The organism is Nocardioides pakistanensis, assembly GCF_054781215.1.
On record NZ_BAAGUV010000022.1, the window covers coordinates 78,860 to 97,595 of the forward strand.

The following is an 18,736-nucleotide window of genomic DNA, read 5'->3' on the forward strand; positions in this document are numbered from 1 at the left end:
GCGGCCGGTTGGCGTTCAGCGGCCACCCCCCACCCTCAAGTAACGCGGGGTTATGGACGCTGAACACGCGTTGTGCCGCGGTGGATGCGCCCACAACACCGAGGGAGTACGGCGGCCGGCGACTCGCCCCGACCTCAGCCGCACCCGGCCTCAGCCGCGGGCCAGCCGGCGACGGGCCACCTCGGCCAGCAGCGCCGCGGCGTCGGGCACCACCGAGTCGTCGAAGGAGGCCCGCGGTGAGTGGTTGTCCGGCGCGTGCTCGTAGTCCTCGGCACCGCAGGCGCTGACGAACAGGTACGCCCCCGGCACCTGCTGCATCACGAAGCTCATGTCCTCCGAGCCCATCTCGGGGTTCGGCATCAAGGTGAAGCGCTCGGGGCCGAACAGGTCGCCGACGGCCTCGACGGCGAGGGCGTACTCCGCGTCGTCGTTGACCGTCGCCGGATAGCTCTCGCTGAAGGACACCTCCGCGGTCAGCCCGTGCGCCGCGGCGACTCCGTGTGCCACCCGCTCGATCGCCGCGACCGCGGTGTCACGGGTCTCCGGTGAGAAGGTGCGCAGGGTCGCGGCGAGCTCCGCGGTGTCGGGGATGATGTTGTCCGCCGTACCGGCGCTGATCCGGCCCACCGTGAGCACCACGCTGTCGAAGGCATCGAAGGTGCGGGTGACCATCGTCTGCAGGGCGAGCACGACCTCGCACAGCGCCGGCACCGGGTCGAGCGCGCGATGCGGCTGCGAGCCGTGCCCGCCGGCGCCGCGCATCGTGACGACCGCCCGGTCGACGGCGGACATCATCGCGCCGGGCCGGGCGAACCACTGGCCGAGCGGGTGCTCGGAGGACGTCACGTGCACGGCGTACGCCGCGTCGACGGGGCGGCCGGCTGCCTCGAGCAGACCCTCCTCGATCATCGGCGCCGCGCCCCCGGGGCCCTCCTCGCCGGGCTGGAACATGAACACCACGTCGCCGGCGAGCTCCTCGCGCAGGTCGCACAGGATCCGCGCCGCTCCGACCAGCCCGGCGACGTGCAGGTCGTGGCCGCAGGCGTGCATCAGGCCCTCGCGCTCGGAGCGGTAGTCGACGTCGACCTCCTCGGTGACCGGCAGGGCGTCCATGTCGCCGCGAAGCAGCACCACCGGCGAGCCCGGGCCACCGGCACCGCCCCGCAGCACCGCGACCACCGACGACAGGCCGGTGCCGGTCGTCACCTCGAGCGGGAGCCCGTCGAGCGCCTCGAGCACCCGGGCCTGGGTGTCGGGCAGGTGCAGGCCCAGCTCAGGCGCCCGGTGCAGGGCACGGCGCAGGTCGACCATGGCGGGGGCGTGGCGCTTCGCGAGCTCGAGGAGGTCCATGAGGGACATCCTGCCTGCTGTCAGCCGCGCACGCTCGGCAGGCCGGCCGTCCCCGCCGGGCGGGTCAGCGGCCCTCGTCGGGCGGGTCAGCGGCCGACGGCGTAGCCCTGCATGCCGCGCGGGTTCGCGCCCGCGGAGAGGACACCGGTCTCGGGGTCGCGGGCGACGGCGCAGAGCCGGCCCAGCGTCCACGGCCCGCCGACGGTGAGCTCGTGGCCGCGCACGAACAGGTCCTCGCGGGTCTCCTCCGGCACCCGGTCCTCGACGACCAGCCCGGCCGGCTCGACCACGCGCGGCCAGAACGACGAGACCAGATTGGTGGTGTGGAACGCCGGCGCGTCGATCGCCTCCTGCAGCGTCATGCCGCCCGCCAGCGTGCGGAGCAGGAACAGCAGCTGCCACTGGTCCTGCTGGTCGCCACCCGGCGAGCCGCACGCCATCACCGGCATGCCGTCGCGGTGCACCAGCGTCGGGGTCAGCGTCGTGCGCGGGCGCAGCCCCGGCTTCAGCGACGAGGCCAGCCCCTCCTCCAGCCAGAACATCTGCATCCGGCTACCGAGGCAGAACCCGAGCTCCGGGATGGTCGGCGCGCTCTGCAGCCAGCCGCCGCTGGGCGTCGCCGAGATGATGTTGCCCCAGCGGTCGACGACGTCGACGTGGCAGGTGTCGCCCTGGGTCACGCCGTCCTTGCGCACCGTCGGCTCACCGACCGTCGCGTCCCCGACCGCGCCAGAGGTGTCGGCTTCGGCCAGGCGCGGCATCCGCGGTTCGCGCCCACCAGGACTGCCGGGTCGGACCTCCCGAGACGCCGCCGGCCCGACCAGCGCAGCCCGCTGCTCGGCGTACTCCTCCGAGAGCAGGTCGTCGATCGGGGTGTCGAAGCCGTCGCCGTACCACGCCTCCCGGTCGGCGTAGACGAGCTTGAGCACCTCGGTGATCTGGTGGATGCCGAGCGAGGAGCCGGGGTCGAGGGCGTCCGGCCCGTCGAGCGCGTCGAGGGTGCGCAGCGCCTGCAGCAGCGCGGGCCCCTGGCCCCACGGACCGGTCTTGGCGATCGTGTAGCCGTGCCAGTCGAGGGTCACCGGGTCCTCCCAGGTCGCCTCCCAGGCGGCCATGTCGGAGGCCCGGACGATCCCCTCGTGCGGGTCGCCGCCCGCGGTGGAGATCGCCGTGCGGGAAAACGCGTCGACGGCCTCGGCGACGAAACCCTCGCGCCAGGCACGACGGGCCCGGTCGATCTGCTGCTCCCGACTGCCACCGCCGGCCCGGCCCTCGTCGACGAGCCGCTGCAGGGTGTCTGCGTAGGCCGGGTTGCGGAACAGCCGGTCCGGACGGGGGCCACCGTCGGAGAGCCAGAGCGCGGCGGAGGTCGGCCAGTCGGACTCGAAGAGCGGGCGTACGGCGTCCACCGTGGCCACGACCCGCTCGACGAGCGGGTGACCGTCGCGGGCGTAGCCGATCGCCGGGCCGAGCACGTCCTCGAGGCTGCGGGTGCCGTGGTCGCGCAGCAGCAGCAGCCACGCGTCCACGGCGCCCGGCACCGTCGCCGCGAGCGGTCCGGAGCCGGGGATCTGCTCCAGGCCGAGCGAGCGGTAGTGCTCGATGGTGGCCATGGCGGGTGCGACCCCCTGTCCGCACAGCACGCGTGGTGCCGGGTCCTCGGCCGTGCTGATGATCGCCGGGACCTCACCGCCCGGACCGTTCAGGTGCGGCTCGACGAGGTGCAGCACGAAGCCGGCGCACACGGCGGCGTCGAAGGCGTTGCCGCCGAGCTCGAGCTGCCGCATCGCCGCCTGGGAGGCGAGCCAGTGGGTGGAGGAGACCATGCCGAACGTGCCCTGCAGGGTGGGTCGGGTCGTGAACGTCATGAACCCCTGCATACCACCCGCGTGGGACCGGCTTGGTCTCGAGACGCTCGCTTCGCTCGCTCCTCGACCACCGGCCGGCTCCGCCCGCGCCTCGACGACCAGGAGTGTCAGACGAGCACGCGCTCGCGTTCCGGGGCGCGCCGGCCCCACCAGGTCGCCACCGCGAGCCCGGCGATGATGTCCCAGATCCCCCACCAGGCGGCGACGATCGCCATCCCGCCGAGCCCGTCGAAGAACGCGAACACGATCAGCAGGCCCAGCCCGGCGTTGCGGATCCCGACCTCGAAGGTCATCGCGCGGGTGCTGTAGCTGTCCAGCCGGCCGATCCGGGCGATGGCGTAGCCGAGCAGCAGGGCGAGCGCGTCGTGGAGGAAGACCGCCACGAGCACGATGCCGATGTACTCCAGGAAGGTCGACCAGTTCGCGGCGAGCCCACCGAGGATGAACGCCAGCAGGGCGAGCACGGCGACCTTGGACACCCACGGGTGCACGCGAGCGGCGAACCTCGGGAAGCGCGCGGAGACGGCCATGCCGACCACGAACGGCACGCCGATCACGAAGGCGACCTCGCCGAGCATGCTCCACGCGTCGAGGTCGAACTCCCGCAGCTTGTCCGACGCGGTCGGGTGGATGCTGCCCCAGAACGCGACGTTGACCGGCATCAGGAAGATCGCGAGGACGTTGCCGACCGAGGTCATCGACACCGACAGCGCCACGTCACCGCGGGCCCGGTGAGTGAGCACCTGCGAGACGTTCCCGGGCGGGCAGGCGGCGACCAGGATCATCCCGAGCGCGACGGACCCGCGCACCTGCAGCAGCAGCGTGAGCAGGAAGGTGATCGCCGGCAGCAGCAGGAACTGCGCCGCGATCGCGACGGCCATCGCCTTCGGCTTGCGCAGCGCGCGCCGGAAGTCGGCCACCTTGGTGTCGAGGGCGATGCCCAGCATGATCGCGGCCAGCACGTAGCGCAGCAGGTCGAGGGAGCCCTCGTTGAAGTTCAGGACGACGTCGTCGATGTCGCCGGCGGCGAAGGGGATCACGCGTTCTCCAGTCCGGGGATGGGGGTGGCGCCGGGCTCCCCGACGCGGGGCTTGCGCGGTTGGGCGAGCCAGATCCGGTCCGCCAGTGTGGCGGGCAGCAGCGAGAGCCCGCGTGAGATAAGGCCGGTACGGCGGGGCACGCTGAACCGTTCACGGCCACGGGCCACGCCGGTGACGATCCGGGCCGCGGCCTGCTCCGGCTCGAGCAGCCCCGGCATCGCCATCGTGTTGCCGGCGACGAGATCGGTGCGGACATACCCCGGCGAGACGGTGACCACCCGGACGCCGGTCGGCCGGAGCTCGGCGCGGAGGCTCTCCAGGTAGCGGATCAGCCCGCCCTTGCTCGCACAGTAGGCCCCGTTGCCGGGGATGCCGCGCCACCCGGCGACGCTGGCGATGCCGACCAGCGACCCGGCGCCGCGCTCGGTCATCGGCGCGACGAACGGCTGGAACGTGGTGGCCACGCCGAGCAGGTTGATCTCCAGCATCCTGCGCAGCACGGCGAGGTCGTCGCGGACGGCGGTGTCGAACCCCCCGGCCACGCCGGCGTTCGCGATCACGACGTCGGGAGGGCCGAAGCCTCCGATCCAGTCGGCCGCGACCTCGTTCATCGCCTGCGGGTCGGTGACGTCGGGGGTGTACACCCGCGCCCGAGCAGGCGCGTGCTCGGCGAGCTCGTCGAGGACGGCGCGGTCCCGGCCGAGGAGTGCGACGCTCGCGCCGACGTCGAGGTAGCGCCGGGCCAGCGCGCGGCCGATGCCTCCGCAGGCGCCGGTGAGCACGACGGTGTGAGGCGAGGCGGGTCCGGGCATGCGGCATACCGTAGAGGAGCGCCGACCCGGGTGGACCCGGATCGGCGCTCCTTTTACGGGGGTGTCGGCGTCAGGCGACGTCGAGGGCGGTGTCGTCGATGACGAAGCTGGTCTGGGCCGAGGAGTCCTCGGACCCGGTGAACCTCACCGTCACCGTCTGGCCACGGAAGCTGCTCAGGTCGAACGACTTCTGCGTGTAGGTGGTGTTCTCGTCGAGGTTGGAGTACGTCGCCAGCGTGGACGTCGTACCGCCCGCGACCACCTGCACCCGCAACGTGTCGTAGGCCGTCGAGGTCGTGGTCTCCGCGCTGTCGATGCGGACCCAGAACGACAGGGTGGCGCTGCTCGCCGACGAGGGGATCGTCACCGCCTGGGAGAGGGTGTCGGTCCGTGTCCGGCCGTAGCCGTTGAGCCATGCCTTCCACGAGCCGCTGCGCGCCGGACGACCGGTGGAGCTGTCGATGACGCCGGAGCTCGCGGTCCAGACGGTGTTGCCGGACTCGAAGCCCATGTTGCCGAGCAGGTTGGACCCGACCGGCGGGGGCGTGGTGGTGCCGCCGCTGAAGTCGGAGCTGAGCAGCTTGTTCGGCGAGCCGGAGCCGACGTTGGACAGCACGTTGCTCGTTGCTGCGTTGACGATCGCGCTCGCCACGGCCGACGGGGACGCGCTCGGGTTGTCGTCGAGGTAGAGCGCCGCGACGCCCGCGACGTGCGGGGTCGCCATCGACGTACCACTGATCGTGTTGGTCGCGGTGTTGCTGGTGTACCAGGCCGAGGTGATGCTCGAGCCGGGCGCGAACAGGTCGAGGCAGGACCCGATGTTGGAGAAGCTCGACCGGGCGTCGGTGTTGGTCGAGGAGCCGACGGTCAGTGCCGCGCCCACTCGGGACGGGGAGCCGTTGCAGGCGTTCGCGCCGCTGTCGTTGCCGGCCGCGACGGCGTAGGTGACGCCGGCGTTGATCGAGCGCTGGACGGCCGAGTCCAGCGCGGAGGACACCCCACCACCGAGGCTCATGTTGGCCACCGACGGCCCGCTGGCGTTGGCGGTGACCCAGTCGACGCCGGCGATCACACCGGAGGTGGTGCCGCTGCCCTGGCAGTCCAGGACCCGGACCGGGCGCAGCGTGACGGCCTTGGCGACGCCGTACGCCGACCCGCCGACCGTGCCGGCCACGTGGGTGCCGTGGCCGTTGCAGTCCTCGGTGCCCCGGCCGTCGCTGATCGCGGTGTAGCCGCCGGAGACCCGGCCGCCGAGGTCGCTGTGGGTGGACCGGATGCCGGTGTCGATGATGTAGGCGGTGACCCCGCTGCCGGTGGCGTCGTAGGAGTAGCTGTTGCTCAGCGGCAGGTTGTCCTGGTCGATCCGGTCCAGGCCCCAGGTCGGGTTGGTCTGGGTGGCGCTGACCGTGATCCGCTGGTCGGCCTCGAGGTAGGCGACGTCGGGGTTGTCACGCAGGGCGTCGACGGCCTTCGGGGGCAGCGAGGCCGCGAAGCCCGAGATCGTCGCGTCGTAGTCGTGGCGGACCGTGCCGCCCTCCGTGCGCGCCTCCTGCTTGGCCTTGCTGCGAGCCTGGTCGGAGGCGGCGGCCTCCATCACGACGATGTACTCGCCGGGGACCGCGTCGGCCTGGCCGGCACCGCGCAGTGGCGCCCGGTCGTCGGCCGCCGGAGTCGGTGCCGCGGTCGCCGCCATCGGCAGCATGAGTGCCGCGGCTGCGCCGAGCACGGCTCCTGAGAGCAGGCGCGATCGTTGGTTGTTGTGCATGGGGATCTCCCGTAGTTCCCGAGGGCGGACCGGCCTGTTGGCCGTCCGGTCGTCGTGGGGCCGATCGGCCGCGACGACGACCCGAGGAACGTAGTGATCCAGATCACCTTGCTGCTATAGCCGGACGGGTGCGTGTTCGAGCAGTGCACGTTCGTGCACGAATCCGGCGCCGGACCGGCCCGGGCGACTCGCGCCGCCCCACTGACGGCGGCCCGCCGGTCATCTCGACAGGCAGGTTCGGCACCTTCGAGCAGGCGACCCGCTCACCGGTTCACCGGCGGAGCCGACCTGCCTGTCCATCTGACGGCTCGTGGCGCGCAGACGCTGGGATCTGCCCGGCCTGTGCGGCGCCCGGCCTGTGCACCGGCCGGCAGTCAGTCGCGGGAGCCGAGCCGCAGCCGGCGTACGGCGCGCTCGCGGCGCAGGCGGGAGGTACGGCGGCCGCGACGGGACCGTCGTGCCGCCGACCGCGCCATGTCCGCCGCACCGATGAACCCCGCGTCCGGCCCGAGCGCTGCCGCGACGATCACCGGCTCCTGGCGGTGCCCGCGCCCGACGAGCTGGCGGGAGAAGGCAGCCCGGGTCGGTCCGAGCAGCAGCTCGCCGGCCTCGGACACGCCGCCACCCACGACGATGCAGCCAGGGTCGAAAGCCGCGGCCATGTTGGCCAGCCCGACACCGAACCAGCGCCCCATGTCGGCGAGCAGCTCGGTCGCGAGCGGGTCGCCCTCACGTGCGGCGTCGGTGATCATCGGGCCGGTGAGCCCGGCACCGTCGGCCCCGCCGAGCTCGCGCAGCCGCTGGGCCACCGGGGAGTCGGCGACGACGAGCTCGCGGGCGTCGCGGACCAGCGCGTTGCCGGAGGCGTACTGCTCCCAGCAGCCGCGGTTGCCGCACGGGCAGCGGTGGCCGTCGGGCACCACCTGCATGTGCCCGAACTCCCCGGCCATCCCGTTGGCTCCGCGGAACACCCGGCTGTCGATCACCAGCGCACCGCCGATGCCGGTGCCCAGCGTCACGCAGAGCACGAACCGGTGCCCGGCTCCGGCGCCGAAGCGGGACTCCGCCAGCGCAGCGGTGTTCGCGTCGTTGTCGACCACCACCGGCATCCGCAGCCGGCCCATCAGCGCCTCGCGGATCGGCTCGTCGCGCCAGGCCAGGTGCGGCGAGAACAGCACCGTGGACCGGGTCGCGTCGACGAAGCCCGCGGCCCCGATCCCGACCGCGGCGATGTCGTGGTCCCGGCGGAACCCGTTGACCACCTCGACGATCGTGTCCTCGACGGCGGTGACGCTGCGTCCAGGCGTGTCCCGCCGCTGCTTGGCGACCACCCGGCCGGAGGCATCGACGACCCCGCCGAGCACCTTCGTGCCGCCGATGTCGATGCCGACGGTGAGCGGGTCCCAACGGCTGAGGACCGGACGGCGTGCGGGCTGGGACACCCGGCGAGGGTAACGCGTGTGCGGCCACCCGGCCCTTCGGCAAGACTGGCCGGCATGGACCTCGCCGACCTGTGGGCCCGGGTGCCCGGCTACCTCAACACCGCCAGCCACGGGCTGCCGCCGCGGCCGGTCGTCGATGCGACGACGCACGCGATCCGCGACTGGCAGCACGGCAGCCTCGCCTGGGACACGTGGGACGGCGCCGTCCGGAACGCCCGGGCGACGTTCGCCCGGCTCGTCCGCGTCGACGCCGCTGACGTGTCGGTCGGCGCGACCACCTCCGAGCTCCTCGGCCACGTCGCCGACTCCGTGCCGTCCGGCTCACGGATCCTGGTCGCTGAGGAGGAGTTCACCTCGAACCTGTTCCCGTGGCTGGCCCAGGCCGACCGCGGCGTGCAGGTCGACGTCGTGCCGCTGGCCCGGCTCGCGGAGTCGGTCGACGCTCGCACCGGTCTCGTCGCGTTCAGCCTGGTGCAGTCCGCCAGCGGCGAGGTGTCCCCGGCCGAGGAGATCCGGCAGGCCGCACGGAAGCACGGCGCTCTCGTTGCGGTCGACGCGGCCCAGGCCTGCGGCTGGCTGCCGATCGACGCCCGCGACTTCGACGTCCTGGTCTGCCACAGCTACAAGTGGCTGATGGCGCCACGGGGTGCGGCGTTCCTGGTCACCACCTCGGCAGTGCGCGAGCGGATGCGGCCGAGCGCGGCGGGGTGGTACGCCGGAGACGGCGACGCGATGTACGGCCCGCCCCTCCGGCTCTCCCCCGACGCCCGCGCGTTCGACACCTCCCCGGCGTGGTTCTCCTGGATCGGCACGGCGGCGGCCCTGGAGGTCGTGGAGCGGCTCGGCGTCGAGGCGATCCACGACCACGACGTGGCGCTCGCCAACCGGCTGCGTGAAGGGCTGGGCATGCCACCCGGCGACAGCCCGATCGTCTCCTTGCCGGACCCGGCCGCCGCCGAGCGGCTCGAGCGCGCGGGGCTGACCATCGGCGTGCGCGCCGGACGGGCCCGACTGTCGTTCCACCTCTACAGCACCGAGCAGGACGTCGACGCGGCGCTCGACGCCCTCGCCGGGACCGCAGGCCCGGCATGACCGTCCACGGCCTGCTGCTCGCCGCCGGAGCCGGTCGCCGGATGGGGGGACCCAAGGCCCTGCTCCGCGACGGGTCCGGCGTGCCGTTCGTCGTGCGGGCCGTGCAGGTGCTGAGTGACGGCGGCTGCGACGCGGTGACGGTGGTGGTCGGCGCGGCGGCCGACGAGGTGCGGGTGCTGGTCGAGCCGCTCGACGTCAGCGTCGTCGTGGCCGAGGACTGGGCCGAGGGCATGGGCGCCTCGCTGCGCGCGGGCCTCGCCGCGCCGTCGCTCGAGGGCGCCGACGCGGTGGTCGTCGGCCTGGTGGACCTGCCCGACGTCGGCGCGGACGTCGTACGGCGGCTGCTGGCGGCGGCACCGGCCGGAGCTGCGGCACTGGCGCGGTCGACGTACGACGGTCACCCCGGCCACCCGGTGCTGCTCGGCCGTGACCACTGGGCCGGTGTTGTGGCGACTGCGACCGGGGACCGCGGAGCACGGGACTACCTGACGGAACACCCGCCGCTGCTCGTGGAGTGCGGCGACCTGGCCACCGGACGCGACGTCGACCGGCCCGAGGAGACCTGACCTGCTCGACCGCTCTTGGCCGGTGAGTCATGCTGGGCCCATGGACCCTGTGGGCAGCGTCACATCCCCCGCCGAGCTTGCCGAACGGCTCGGCAGCACCGGGTACCTCTGCGGCGAGGCGCTGGCCACGATCGGCTTCCTCGCCCTGCAGATGCAGCGGCCGCTGCTGCTCGAGGGCGAGCCCGGCACCGGCAAGACCGCGCTCGCCGAGGCGCTCGCGGACGCGCTCGGCCTGCCGATGATCCGGCTGCAGTGCTACGAGGGGATCGACGCCAGCCAAGCGCTCTACGACTGGGACTTCCCGCGGCAGATCCTGCACCTGCGCGCGGTCGAGGCCGCCTCCCACGGCGAGGGCACGGCTGTCGAGGAGGTCGAGAAGAGCCTGTTCGACGAGCGGTTCCTGCTGGCCCGGCCGGTGCTGCGCGCGCTGCGGGAGAGCCCGGTGGTGCTGCTCGTCGACGAGATCGACCGCGCCGACGACGAGTTCGAGGCGTTCCTGCTCGAGGTGCTGTCGACGTACCAGGTGACCGTGCCCGAGCTCGGCACGATCACCGCCCCGACCCCGCCGCTGGTGGTGCTCACCTCCAACCGGACCCGCGAGATCCACGACGCTCTGAAGCGGCGTTGCCTCTACCACTGGATCGACCACCCCGGCCTCGACCGCGAGGTGGCGATCGTGCGCTCCCGGGCGCCGGAGGTCTCCGAGCAGCTCGCCGCCCAGGTGGTGACCGTGGTGCAGCAGCTGCGCAGCCAGGACGACCTGCTCAAGCCGCCCGGGGTCGCCGAGACCCTCGACTGGGCGCGGGCGCTGCAGCGGTTGGGCACCACCAAGCTCGACGTGGCCACCGCCGCGGCGACGCTGGGCGCGGTGGTGAAGTACCGCGAGGACACAGAGCGGGTCCGCAAGGCCCTGGACCGGATGCTCGCCGGCTGAGGTTTCTGCCATGACCACCGCCACGACCACCACCGTGCACGCCGCCGACGAGCTCCTGCTGGGGTTCGCCCGCGCGCTGCGTGCCGCCGGTCTCCCGGTCAGCCCGGACCGGTCCCAGGAGTTCCTCCGCGCCGTCGCGCTGGTCGGCCTCGACGATCGGCGGGCGACGTACTGGGCCGGCCGGGCGACGCTGTGCTCGGGACCCGACGACCTCGACCGCTACGACCAGGTGTTCCACTCCTGGTTCGTCGCCCAGGAGAACCAGGCCGTGCCCCGCGAGCCGCCGGACCGGGTCTCCCAGCAGGCCTGGCTCGGCGAGGACGAGGCCGCCGAGGGCGGTGAGCCTTCGGACGAGGAGCTGCAGGTGATGGCCAGCGGCACCGAGGTGCTGCGGCACCGCGACATCGCGACGATGGACGCCCGCGAGAAGGCCCGGCTCGCCGCACTGTTCGCCGGGCTCCACCCGCGCGCGCCCCGGCGGATGGCGACCCGGCGCACCGCCTGGCACCGCGGCGACCTCGACGCACCGCGCACGATGCGGCGGATGCGGGCCCGGATGGGCGAGCCGGGGCCAGTCGCATGGCGACGGCGACGGACCCGGTCGCGGCGGGTCGTGCTGCTCGTCGACGTGTCCGGCTCGATGAGCGCCTACGCCGACGCGCTGCTGCGGCTCGCGCACACCTTCGCGCACGGCCTCGGGCCCGCGGGCGCGCCGCTGCGGACCGGCGACGTGGAGGTGTTCACCGTCGGCACCCGGCTGACCCACATCACCCGCGCGATGCGGATGCGCGACGCCGAGCGGGCCATCGTCGCCGCCGGGCAGACCGTGCCCGACTGGTCGGGCGGCACCCGGCTCGGCGAGACGCTGAAGGTGTTCCTCGACCGATGGGGGCAGCGCGGCACCGCCCGCGGCGCCGTCGTGGTCGTGGTCAGCGACGGCTGGGAACGCGGCGACACCGCGCTGCTCGCCGAGCAGATGCGTCGCCTGCACAACCTCGCGCACCGCGTGGTGTGGATGAACCCGCACCGTGGCAAGGCGGGCTACGAGCCCGTCCAGCAGGGCATCGTGGCGGCCCTGCCCTACATTGACGACTTCGTGGCCGGACACTCGATGGCCACGTTCACGGACCTGGTCGAGGTGGTGGCTCGTGCGTGACGTGCTGACCGATCTGATGCGGTGGTGGGAGGCCGGGGAGACCGTCGGGGTCGGGACGGTGGTGGCGACGTTCCGGTCCGCACCCCGTCCGGCGGGCGCCTCGATGCTGGTCGGCCCCGGCGGCGAGGCGGTCGGGTCGGTGTCCGGCGGCTGCGTGGAGGGTGCCGTCTACGAGCTTGCCGAGGAGGTGATCGCCTCCGGCGTGCCCGCGCTGGAGAGGTACGGCGTCAGCGACGACGACGCGTTCGCGGTCGGGCTCACCTGCGGCGGGATCCTCGACGTGTACGTCGAGCGCGTGAACCGTGACTCCTTCCCCGAGCTCGGCGACATCGCCGCCGACATCGAAGGCAGCCGCCCCGTCGCGCTGGCCACCGTGATCGAGCATCCCGACGCCTCGCGGGTGGGGCGGCGGATCGTCGTACGACCGGAGGACGCGGAGGTTCCCCGCAGCGGGTCGCTGGGCAGCGAGCGCGCCGACGACGCGGTCGCCGACGACGCCCGCGGCCTGCTCGCGGCCGGGCACAACGCGACCCTGACCTACGGCCCCGACGGCGAGCGCCGCGGGGAGGGGATGCGGGTGTTCGTCTGGGCGTTCGCGCCACCGCCGCGGATGATCGTCTTCGGGGCGATCGACTTCGCCGCGGCCGTCGCGCGGATCGGAAGCTTCCTCGGCTACGAGGTCACCGTGTGCGACGCCCGGCCGGTGTTCGCCACCGCCTCGCGCTTCCCGCACGCCGACGAGGTGGTCGTCGACTGGCCGCACCGGTACCTCAAGAAGCTGGTCGGCGAGGGGAAGATCGACGGGCGGACGGTGCTCGCGGTGCTCACGCACGACCCGAAGTTCGACGTACCCCTGCTGGAGATCGCGCTCCGGCTGCCCGAGGTCGGCTACATCGGCGCGATGGGGTCGCGGCGCACGCACGACAACCGGCTCGAGCGGCTGCGCGAGGTCGGGCTGACCGAGGAGGAGCTGGCCCGGCTGTCCTCACCGATCGGTCTCGACCTCGGCGCGCGGACGCCGGAGGAGACCGCGGTCAGCATCGCCGCCGAGATCATCGCGCTGCGCTGGGGCGGCAACGGCGAGCGCCTCGCCGAGCGGGGTGGCCCGATCCACCACAACGCCCCCCGCTGACAGCACGGGTGCGCCGGGTCGCCAGGTCCGTTGCGAGATGGTCCGGAGTGACCCTTGTCACATAGACGAACCCGCGCAAGGATCAGAGCACTCATCCTCCGGCCAGGGAGCTGATCCATGACTCGCATCAACATCACTGTCGACGGGGCGAAGTACTCCGACGACGTCGAGCCCCGCATGCTGCTCGTGCAGTACCTCCGCGAACGCCTCGGCAAGACCGGGACCGTCATCGGCTGCGACACGAGCAACTGTGGCGCGTGCACCGTCCACCTCGACGGGCGCAGCGTGAAGTCCTGCAACGTCCTCGCCGTCCAGGCCGACGGCCACGAGGTGACCACCGTCGAGGGCCTCGCCACCGACGGTCAGCTGCACCCGATGCAGAAGGCCTTCCACGAGTCCCACGCCCTGCAGTGCGGGTTCTGCACGCCCGGGATGATCATGCAGAGCATCGACCTGGTCAACGAGAACCCGAACCCCTCCGAGGAGGAGATCCGGCTCGGCCTCGAGGGCAACCTGTGCCGCTGCACCGGCTACCACAACATCGTCAGGGCCGTGCAGTCCGCGGCCCGGGAGACGGCGCAGGCCACCGCCGGGGTCTCGACAGGCTCGACCACCGCCGGCTCGACCACCACCGCCGGAGGTGCCCAGTGACCGTCACCGAGGTCTCGACAGGCTCGATCAGCGAGGAGCGACGCGAGGTCGGCAACGCACGGGTCCGCAAGGAGGACCAGCGCCTGATCACCGGTCGCACCAAGTGGACCGACAACATCCAGCTGCCGGGCATGCTGCACCTCGCGATGGTGCGCAGCCCGTTCGCGCACGCCCGGATCACCAGCATCGACACCAGCGCCGCGAAGGCGGCGACCAACGTGGTGGCCGTGCTCACCGGCGCCGAGGTGGCCGAGGAGCAGGGCGTGCTCGCGAACGCGTGGCCGATAACCCCCGACCAGAAGGCGCCGGTGCACCCGCCGATCGCGGTCGACCGGGCCACGTTCGCCGGCGAGGTCGTCGCGGTCGTGATCGCCCGCTCCGCCGCCGAGGCACGCGACGCCGCCGAGCTGGTCGAGGTGGAGTACGACGAGCTCCCGGCTGCCCTGGACCTCAAGGAGGCGGCCGAGGACAAGGTCCTGGCCCATCCCGACCTCGGCACGAACAAGTCGGCGCTGTGGGTCTTCGACTCCGCCGAGGCCGGCACCGGCTCCTCTGTCGAGGACGCGATCGAGGAGGCTCGCACGAACGGCATCCTGATCGAGCGGGAGTACCGCCAGCAGCGGCTGATCCCGGCGTTCATGGAGCCCCGCTCGGTGGTCGTCGACCCGACCGGCGAGCAGATCACGATGTGGTCGGCGACCCAGATCCCGCACATCCTGCGCTACCTGCTCGCCGCGACGACCGGGGTGTCGGAGTCGAAGATCCGGGTGATCGCCCCCGACGTCGGCGGCGGCTTCGGCGGCAAGCTGCAGAGCACGCCGGAGGAGTGGATCACCTTCCTCGCCGCGCGCCGCACGGGCAGGCCGTGCAAGTACACCGAGACCCGCTCGGAGTCGCTGATGTCCGGCCACCACGGCCGCGACCAGTGGCAGCGGCTCACGCTGTCGGCGACCAAGGACGGCACGGTCACCGGGCTCAAGGTCGACCTGCTCGCCGACCTCGGCTCCTACGTCTCCCTCGTCGGCGGCGGCGTGCCGGTGCTCGGCGCGTTCATGTTCAACGCGATCTACAAGTTCCCGGCGTACCACTTCCGGGTGCAGACCGTGCTGACCAACAAGACCTGGACCGACGCCTACCGCGGCGCCGGCCGTCCCGAGGCGACGTTCGCGATCGAGCGGCTGATGGACGAGCTGGCCAACGAGCTCGGCGTCGACCCGCTGGAGATCCGGGAGAAGAACTGGATCAAGCACGAGGAGTTCCCGTTCACCTCGGTGGCCGGCCTGGAGTACGACTCCGGCAACTACGAGGCTGCGACCGCGAAGGCCAAGGAGCTCTTCGGGTACGACGAGCTCCGCGCCGAGCAACGCCGCCGTCGCGAGCAGAACGACCCCGTCCAGCTCGGCATCGGCGTCTCCACCTTCACCGAGATGTGCGGCCTCGCGCCGTCGCGGGTGCTGGGCCAGCTCAACTACGGGGCCGGCGGCTGGGAGCAGGCGACGGTGCGGATGCTCCCCACCGGCAAGGTCGAGGTCGTCACCGGCGTCTCCCCGCACGGCCAGGGCCACGAGACGTCCTGGTCGCAGATCGTCGCCGACCGGCTGGGCGTGGCCTTCGAGGACGTCGAGGTGCTCCACGGCGACACCCAGATCTCCCCCCGCGGCCTCGACACCTACGGCTCCCGCTCGCTCGTCGTGGGCGGCGAGGCCGTGGTGAAGGCCGCCGACAAGGTGATCGAGAAGGCCCGCCCGATCGCGGCGCACCTGCTCGAGGCGAGCGTCGACGACCTGGAGTTCAAGGACGGCCGGTTCGGCGTCAAGGGCACCGACAAGGGCCTGGCGATCGGGGAGATCGCGGCCGCGGCATTCACCGGCCACAACCTGCCCGACGGCGTCGAGCCGTCGCTGGACTCCGAGGCGGCCTACGACCCGGTGAACTTCTCCTACCCGCACGGCACGCACCTGTGCGCGGTGGAGATCGACACCGAGACCGGCGGGGTGAAGCTGCGCAAGTACGTCGCGGTCGACGACGTAGGCACGATCGTCAACCCCCTGATCGTCGCCGGCCAGGTGCACGGCGGCCTGGTGCAGGGCATCGCGCAGGCGCTGTGGGAGGAGGCGGTGCACGACGAGTTCGGCACGCTGGTCTCGGCGTCGTTCGTCGACTACCTCGTGCCGACCGCGGCCGACACGATCAGCTTCGACATCGACCACACCACGACCCCGTCGACGACCAACACGCTCGGCACCAAGGGCGTCGGTGAGGCCGGCACGATCGCGTCCACACCGGCGGTGGTCAACGCGGTCGTCGACGCCCTGCGGCCGTTCGGGGTGGACGACGTACGCATGCCGTGCACGCCGGAACGGATCTGGAAGGCGATCCACGACCGCGGAGCCGGCGGAGACGAACCCACGGAGAACGACGCGATGCCGCACTTCGACGAGAAGGCCGTCGCGGACCGGAGCAAAGGAGCGGTGGAGTGATCCCGGCACAGTTCGAGTACGTCGCACCGGCGACCGTCGAGGAGGCGCTGACCGCTCTCGCCGAGGGGGGTGAGGACGCCAAGGTGATGGCCGGCGGCCAGAGCCTGCTCCCGGTCCTGCGGATGCGGCTCAACGCCCCGTCCCTCGTGGTCGACCTCGGCCGGATCGAGACGCTGCGCGGGGTCCGCGACGACGGCGACGCGATCGTCATCGGCGCCACCACCACGCACTCCGACGTCTACCACGACCCGCTGGTGCGCGAGCACGCAAGGGTGATCTGCGAGGCGATCGAGCAGCTGGCCGACCCGCAGGTGCGCCACCGCGGCACGTTCGGCGGGGCACTGGCCCACGCCGACCCGGCCGGCGACCTCGGGGCACCGGTGCTCGCGCTCGGCGCGACGTTCACGATCGCGGGGACGGGCGGCACCCGCACGGTCGCGGCGGACGACTTCTTCGAGGACTTGTTCACCACCGCGATCCGCGAGGGCGAGCTGCTCACCGAGGTCCGGATCCCGAAGCACACCGGCTGGGGCGGCCACTACGAGAAGTTCGTGCGGGTCGCGCACCAGTGGCCGATCGTGGCGGTCGCGGCGGCGGTGCGTGCCGAGGGCGGCACGATCGCCGAGGCGCGGGTCGGCCTGACCAACATGGGCTCGACCCCGCTGCGGGCGCGGGCTGTGGAGCAGGCGCTCGCGGGGCAGCCGGCCACCGACGAGGCGGTCCGTGCGGCCGCGGCGTCGGCCGCCGAGGGCACCGACCCGCCGTCGGACCTCAACGGCGACGCCGACTACCGGCGCCACCTGGCGACGGTGCTGACCCGCCGCGCGGTCCTCGCCGCAGCGGGGGTGTAGGCCGTGGACCTCAAGCACTCCTTCACCGTCCCGGCCTCGGTCCAGGAGACCTGGGACACGTTCCTCGACATCCAGGACGTGGCTGGCTGCTTCCCGGGTGCGACGGTGACCGAGGTGGAGGGTGAGGAGTTCAAGGGCACCGCGAAGATCAAGCTGGGGCCGATCTCGCTGGTCTACGCGGGGTCCGGCACGTTCCTCGAGCGCGACGAGGCCGGTCACCGGTTCGTGGTGGAGGCCAAGGGCCGCGACAAGCGCGGGAACGGCACGGCGTCGGCGACGGTGACCGCCACGATGACCGCCGAGGACGAGGAGCGCACGCGCGTCGACGTCGACACGCTGCTGTCGATCACCGGCAAGCCCGCGCAGTTCGGCCGCGGGGTGATCCAGGACGTCTCCGACAAGCTCCTGCAGCAGTTCATGGACTGTCTGGAGGCCAAGGTCGGCGCCCCGCCGCCGGAAGCCGCCCCGCCGCCGGAAGCCGCACCTGCTCCGGAGGTCGCCCCGGTCGAGGCGCCGGCCGCGGCCGCCGCAGCAACCCCCGAGGCGCCGCCCACGGCAGCTCGGGAGGAACGACGCGAGGCACCACGGGAAGCGGAGGCGCTCGACCTCGGCGCGACCGTCGTACCGATCCTGCTGAAGACCTACTGGAAGCAGCTCGCCGCGGCGGTGCTGGTGATCTGGGTGCTCCGCCGCGTGCTCCGCAGGAGGCACTGAACCGGTCCACCGAGTGGGCAGGGACCGCGCACCGACACGAGTCGGGCGGCGCGATCCCTGCCCACTCGGCCTGTCCGGGTCAGAAGCGGTGCACGGTGCGCGGGTCGCCGAACCCACCGGCGGGGCGCGGGGAGAACAGCAGCGTCTCGAAGGCCCGCTCGTTGAGCGGCCGGGAGAGCAGGAAGCCCTGCCCGAAGTCGCAGCCGAAGGTGGCGAGCAGGGTCAGCTGCTCCTCGGTCTCGACCCCCTCGGCGACGGTCCGCAGCCGCAGGGCATGACTCATCGCGATGATCGCCGAGGTGAGCGTGGCCGCGTCCGGGTCGTCGGTCGCCAGCCGCCGGACGAACGACTTCTCGATCTTGAGCTCGTCGACCGGGTAGTGGTGCAGGGCGTCGAGCGAGCTGTAGCCGGTGCCGAAGTCGTCGATGGCGATCCGTACCCCGAGCTCCCGCAGGGCGTGCAGCTGGACGACGAGGTTCTCCGGGTCCGCGGCCAGGCTGCTCTCGGTGATCTCCAGGGTCAGGTCGCCCGGTGCCAGACCGGCGGAGGAGCAGGCGTGGTCGACGTCGGCACACAGCCGGCCATCGGTGAACTGGCGGGTGCTGACGTTGACGTTGACCTGCAGCGGCCGCCCCGTCACCCGCTGCCAGTTCGCGGCCCTGCGACACGCCTCGACCAGCACCCAGCGCCCGATCGGCACGATCAGCCCGGTCTGCTCGGCGAGCGGGATGAAGTCGTCGGGCGCGACCACGCCGCGGTCGGGGTGGTCCCCAGCGCAGCAGCGCCTCGACACCCCGGACCGTTCCGGTGCCGAGGTGCCAGATCGGCTGGTAGTGCAGCACGAGCTGTCCACGCTCGACCGCGTCCTGGAGGTCCAGCTGCA

Annotated in this window: 16 protein-coding genes; 9 read left to right on the forward strand and 7 right to left on the reverse strand. The window is 72.7% G+C overall.

Annotated elements, in window-relative coordinates; genetic code table 11:
* Nucleotides 1-150: 150 nt before the first annotated feature.
* From ACYVIH_RS08985 to ACYVIH_RS09010, 6 genes are all read right to left on the reverse strand, one after another.
* Nucleotides 151-1,350 (reverse strand): M20 metallopeptidase family protein, encoded by a 1,200-nt coding sequence (locus ACYVIH_RS08985; protein ID WP_460868378.1) that lies wholly within the window; start codon nucleotides 1,348-1,350, stop codon nucleotides 151-153.
* 86 nt (nucleotides 1,351-1,436) lie between these two features.
* Nucleotides 1,437-3,218: a gamma-glutamyltransferase family protein gene (locus ACYVIH_RS08990; RefSeq protein ID WP_460868380.1), complete on the reverse strand. Its 1,782-nt coding sequence runs from the start codon at nucleotides 3,216-3,218 to the stop codon at nucleotides 1,437-1,439.
* Between the two features lie 107 nt (nucleotides 3,219-3,325).
* Nucleotides 3,326-4,258, reverse strand: coding sequence for a bile acid:sodium symporter family protein (locus ACYVIH_RS08995; RefSeq protein WP_460868382.1), 933 nt, complete (start codon nucleotides 4,256-4,258; stop codon nucleotides 3,326-3,328).
* Nucleotides 4,255-5,070, reverse strand: coding sequence for an SDR family oxidoreductase (locus tag ACYVIH_RS09000; RefSeq protein WP_460868385.1), 816 nt, complete (start codon nucleotides 5,068-5,070; stop codon nucleotides 4,255-4,257). Before ACYVIH_RS09000 ends, ACYVIH_RS08995 begins: the two co-directional genes overlap by 4 nt.
* Nucleotides 5,071-5,140: 70 nt before the next feature.
* The gene (locus tag ACYVIH_RS09005; RefSeq protein ID WP_460868387.1) at nucleotides 5,141-6,835 is read right to left on the reverse strand and encodes a S8 family peptidase; all 1,695 of its coding nucleotides are present in this window, start codon (nucleotides 6,833-6,835) and stop codon (nucleotides 5,141-5,143) included.
* A 374-nt stretch (nucleotides 6,836-7,209) separates the two neighbouring features.
* Nucleotides 7,210-8,277 carry an ROK family glucokinase gene (locus ACYVIH_RS09010; protein ID WP_460868389.1) on the reverse strand — a complete coding sequence of 356 codons (1,068 nt, stop codon included), beginning with the start codon at nucleotides 8,275-8,277 and terminating at the stop codon, nucleotides 7,210-7,212.
* Between the two features lie 54 nt (nucleotides 8,278-8,331).
* On the opposite strand from ACYVIH_RS09010, the gene ACYVIH_RS09015 reads away from it, so the two are divergent.
* The 9 genes from ACYVIH_RS09015 (at nucleotide 8,332) to ACYVIH_RS09055 (ending at nucleotide 17,853) form a co-directional block, all read left to right on the forward strand.
* Entirely contained in the window at nucleotides 8,332-9,369 is a 1,038-nt protein-coding gene (locus ACYVIH_RS09015; RefSeq protein ID WP_460868391.1) for an aminotransferase class V-fold PLP-dependent enzyme, read from the forward strand.
* A complete protein-coding gene (locus ACYVIH_RS09020) occupies nucleotides 9,366-9,935 on the forward strand; it encodes a nucleotidyltransferase family protein (RefSeq protein WP_460868393.1) in 570 nt (189 codons plus the stop codon). The genes ACYVIH_RS09015 and ACYVIH_RS09020 overlap by 4 nt, the downstream gene beginning before the upstream one ends.
* A 40-nt stretch (nucleotides 9,936-9,975) precedes the next feature.
* Nucleotides 9,976-10,869: an AAA family ATPase gene (locus ACYVIH_RS09025; protein WP_460868395.1), complete on the forward strand. Its 894-nt coding sequence runs from the start codon at nucleotides 9,976-9,978 to the stop codon at nucleotides 10,867-10,869.
* 10 nt (nucleotides 10,870-10,879) lie between these two features.
* Nucleotides 10,880-12,025, forward strand: coding sequence for a vWA domain-containing protein (locus tag ACYVIH_RS09030; RefSeq protein ID WP_460868397.1), 1,146 nt, complete (start codon nucleotides 10,880-10,882; stop codon nucleotides 12,023-12,025).
* Nucleotides 12,018-13,157 carry an XdhC family protein gene (locus ACYVIH_RS09035; protein ID WP_460868399.1) on the forward strand — a complete coding sequence of 380 codons (1,140 nt, stop codon included), beginning with the start codon at nucleotides 12,018-12,020 and terminating at the stop codon, nucleotides 13,155-13,157. The genes ACYVIH_RS09030 and ACYVIH_RS09035 overlap by 8 nt, the downstream gene beginning before the upstream one ends.
* 117 nt (nucleotides 13,158-13,274) lie before the next feature.
* Entirely contained in the window at nucleotides 13,275-13,808 is a 534-nt protein-coding gene (locus tag ACYVIH_RS09040; protein ID WP_460868401.1) for a (2Fe-2S)-binding protein, read from the forward strand.
* Nucleotides 13,805-16,288, forward strand: coding sequence for a xanthine dehydrogenase family protein molybdopterin-binding subunit (locus ACYVIH_RS09045; RefSeq protein WP_460868404.1), 2,484 nt, complete (start codon nucleotides 13,805-13,807; stop codon nucleotides 16,286-16,288). The genes ACYVIH_RS09040 and ACYVIH_RS09045 overlap by 4 nt, the downstream gene beginning before the upstream one ends.
* On the forward strand, nucleotides 16,285-17,139 hold the full coding sequence (locus tag ACYVIH_RS09050; protein ID WP_460868406.1) for an FAD binding domain-containing protein: 855 nt from the start codon (nucleotides 16,285-16,287) through the stop codon (nucleotides 17,137-17,139). Before ACYVIH_RS09045 ends, ACYVIH_RS09050 begins: the two co-directional genes overlap by 4 nt.
* 3 nt (nucleotides 17,140-17,142) lie before the next feature.
* On the forward strand, nucleotides 17,143-17,853 hold the full coding sequence (locus ACYVIH_RS09055) for an SRPBCC family protein (RefSeq protein ID WP_460868408.1): 711 nt from the start codon (nucleotides 17,143-17,145) through the stop codon (nucleotides 17,851-17,853).
* A 79-nt stretch (nucleotides 17,854-17,932) separates the two neighbouring features.
* On the opposite strand, the gene ACYVIH_RS09060 is transcribed toward ACYVIH_RS09055, so the two are convergent.
* Nucleotides 17,933-18,706, reverse strand: a complete 774-nt coding sequence (locus ACYVIH_RS09060; protein ID WP_460868411.1) for a putative bifunctional diguanylate cyclase/phosphodiesterase — start codon at nucleotides 18,704-18,706, stop codon at nucleotides 17,933-17,935.
* Nucleotides 18,707-18,736: the final 30 nt, after the last annotated feature.

Coding starts and splice junctions, on each gene's coding strand:
- ACYVIH_RS08985 (WP_460868378.1), bottom strand. CDS start 1,350: ATGGACCTCCTCGAGCTCGCGAAGCGCCACGCCCCCGCCATGGTCGAC.
- ACYVIH_RS08990 (WP_460868380.1), bottom strand. CDS start 3,218: ATGACGTTCACGACCCGACCCACCCTGCAGGGCACGTTCGGCATGGTC.
- ACYVIH_RS09000 (WP_460868385.1), bottom strand. CDS start 5,070: ATGCCCGGACCCGCCTCGCCTCACACCGTCGTGCTCACCGGCGCCTGC.
- ACYVIH_RS09005 (WP_460868387.1), bottom strand. CDS start 6,835: ATGCACAACAACCAACGATCGCGCCTGCTCTCAGGAGCCGTGCTCGGC.
- ACYVIH_RS09015 (WP_460868391.1), top strand. CDS start 8,332: ATGGACCTCGCCGACCTGTGGGCCCGGGTGCCCGGCTACCTCAACACC.
- ACYVIH_RS09020 (WP_460868393.1), top strand. CDS start 9,366: ATGACCGTCCACGGCCTGCTGCTCGCCGCCGGAGCCGGTCGCCGGATG.
- ACYVIH_RS09025 (WP_460868395.1), top strand. CDS start 9,976: ATGGACCCTGTGGGCAGCGTCACATCCCCCGCCGAGCTTGCCGAACGG.
- ACYVIH_RS09030 (WP_460868397.1), top strand. CDS start 10,880: ATGACCACCGCCACGACCACCACCGTGCACGCCGCCGACGAGCTCCTG.
- ACYVIH_RS09040 (WP_460868401.1), top strand. CDS start 13,275: ATGACTCGCATCAACATCACTGTCGACGGGGCGAAGTACTCCGACGAC.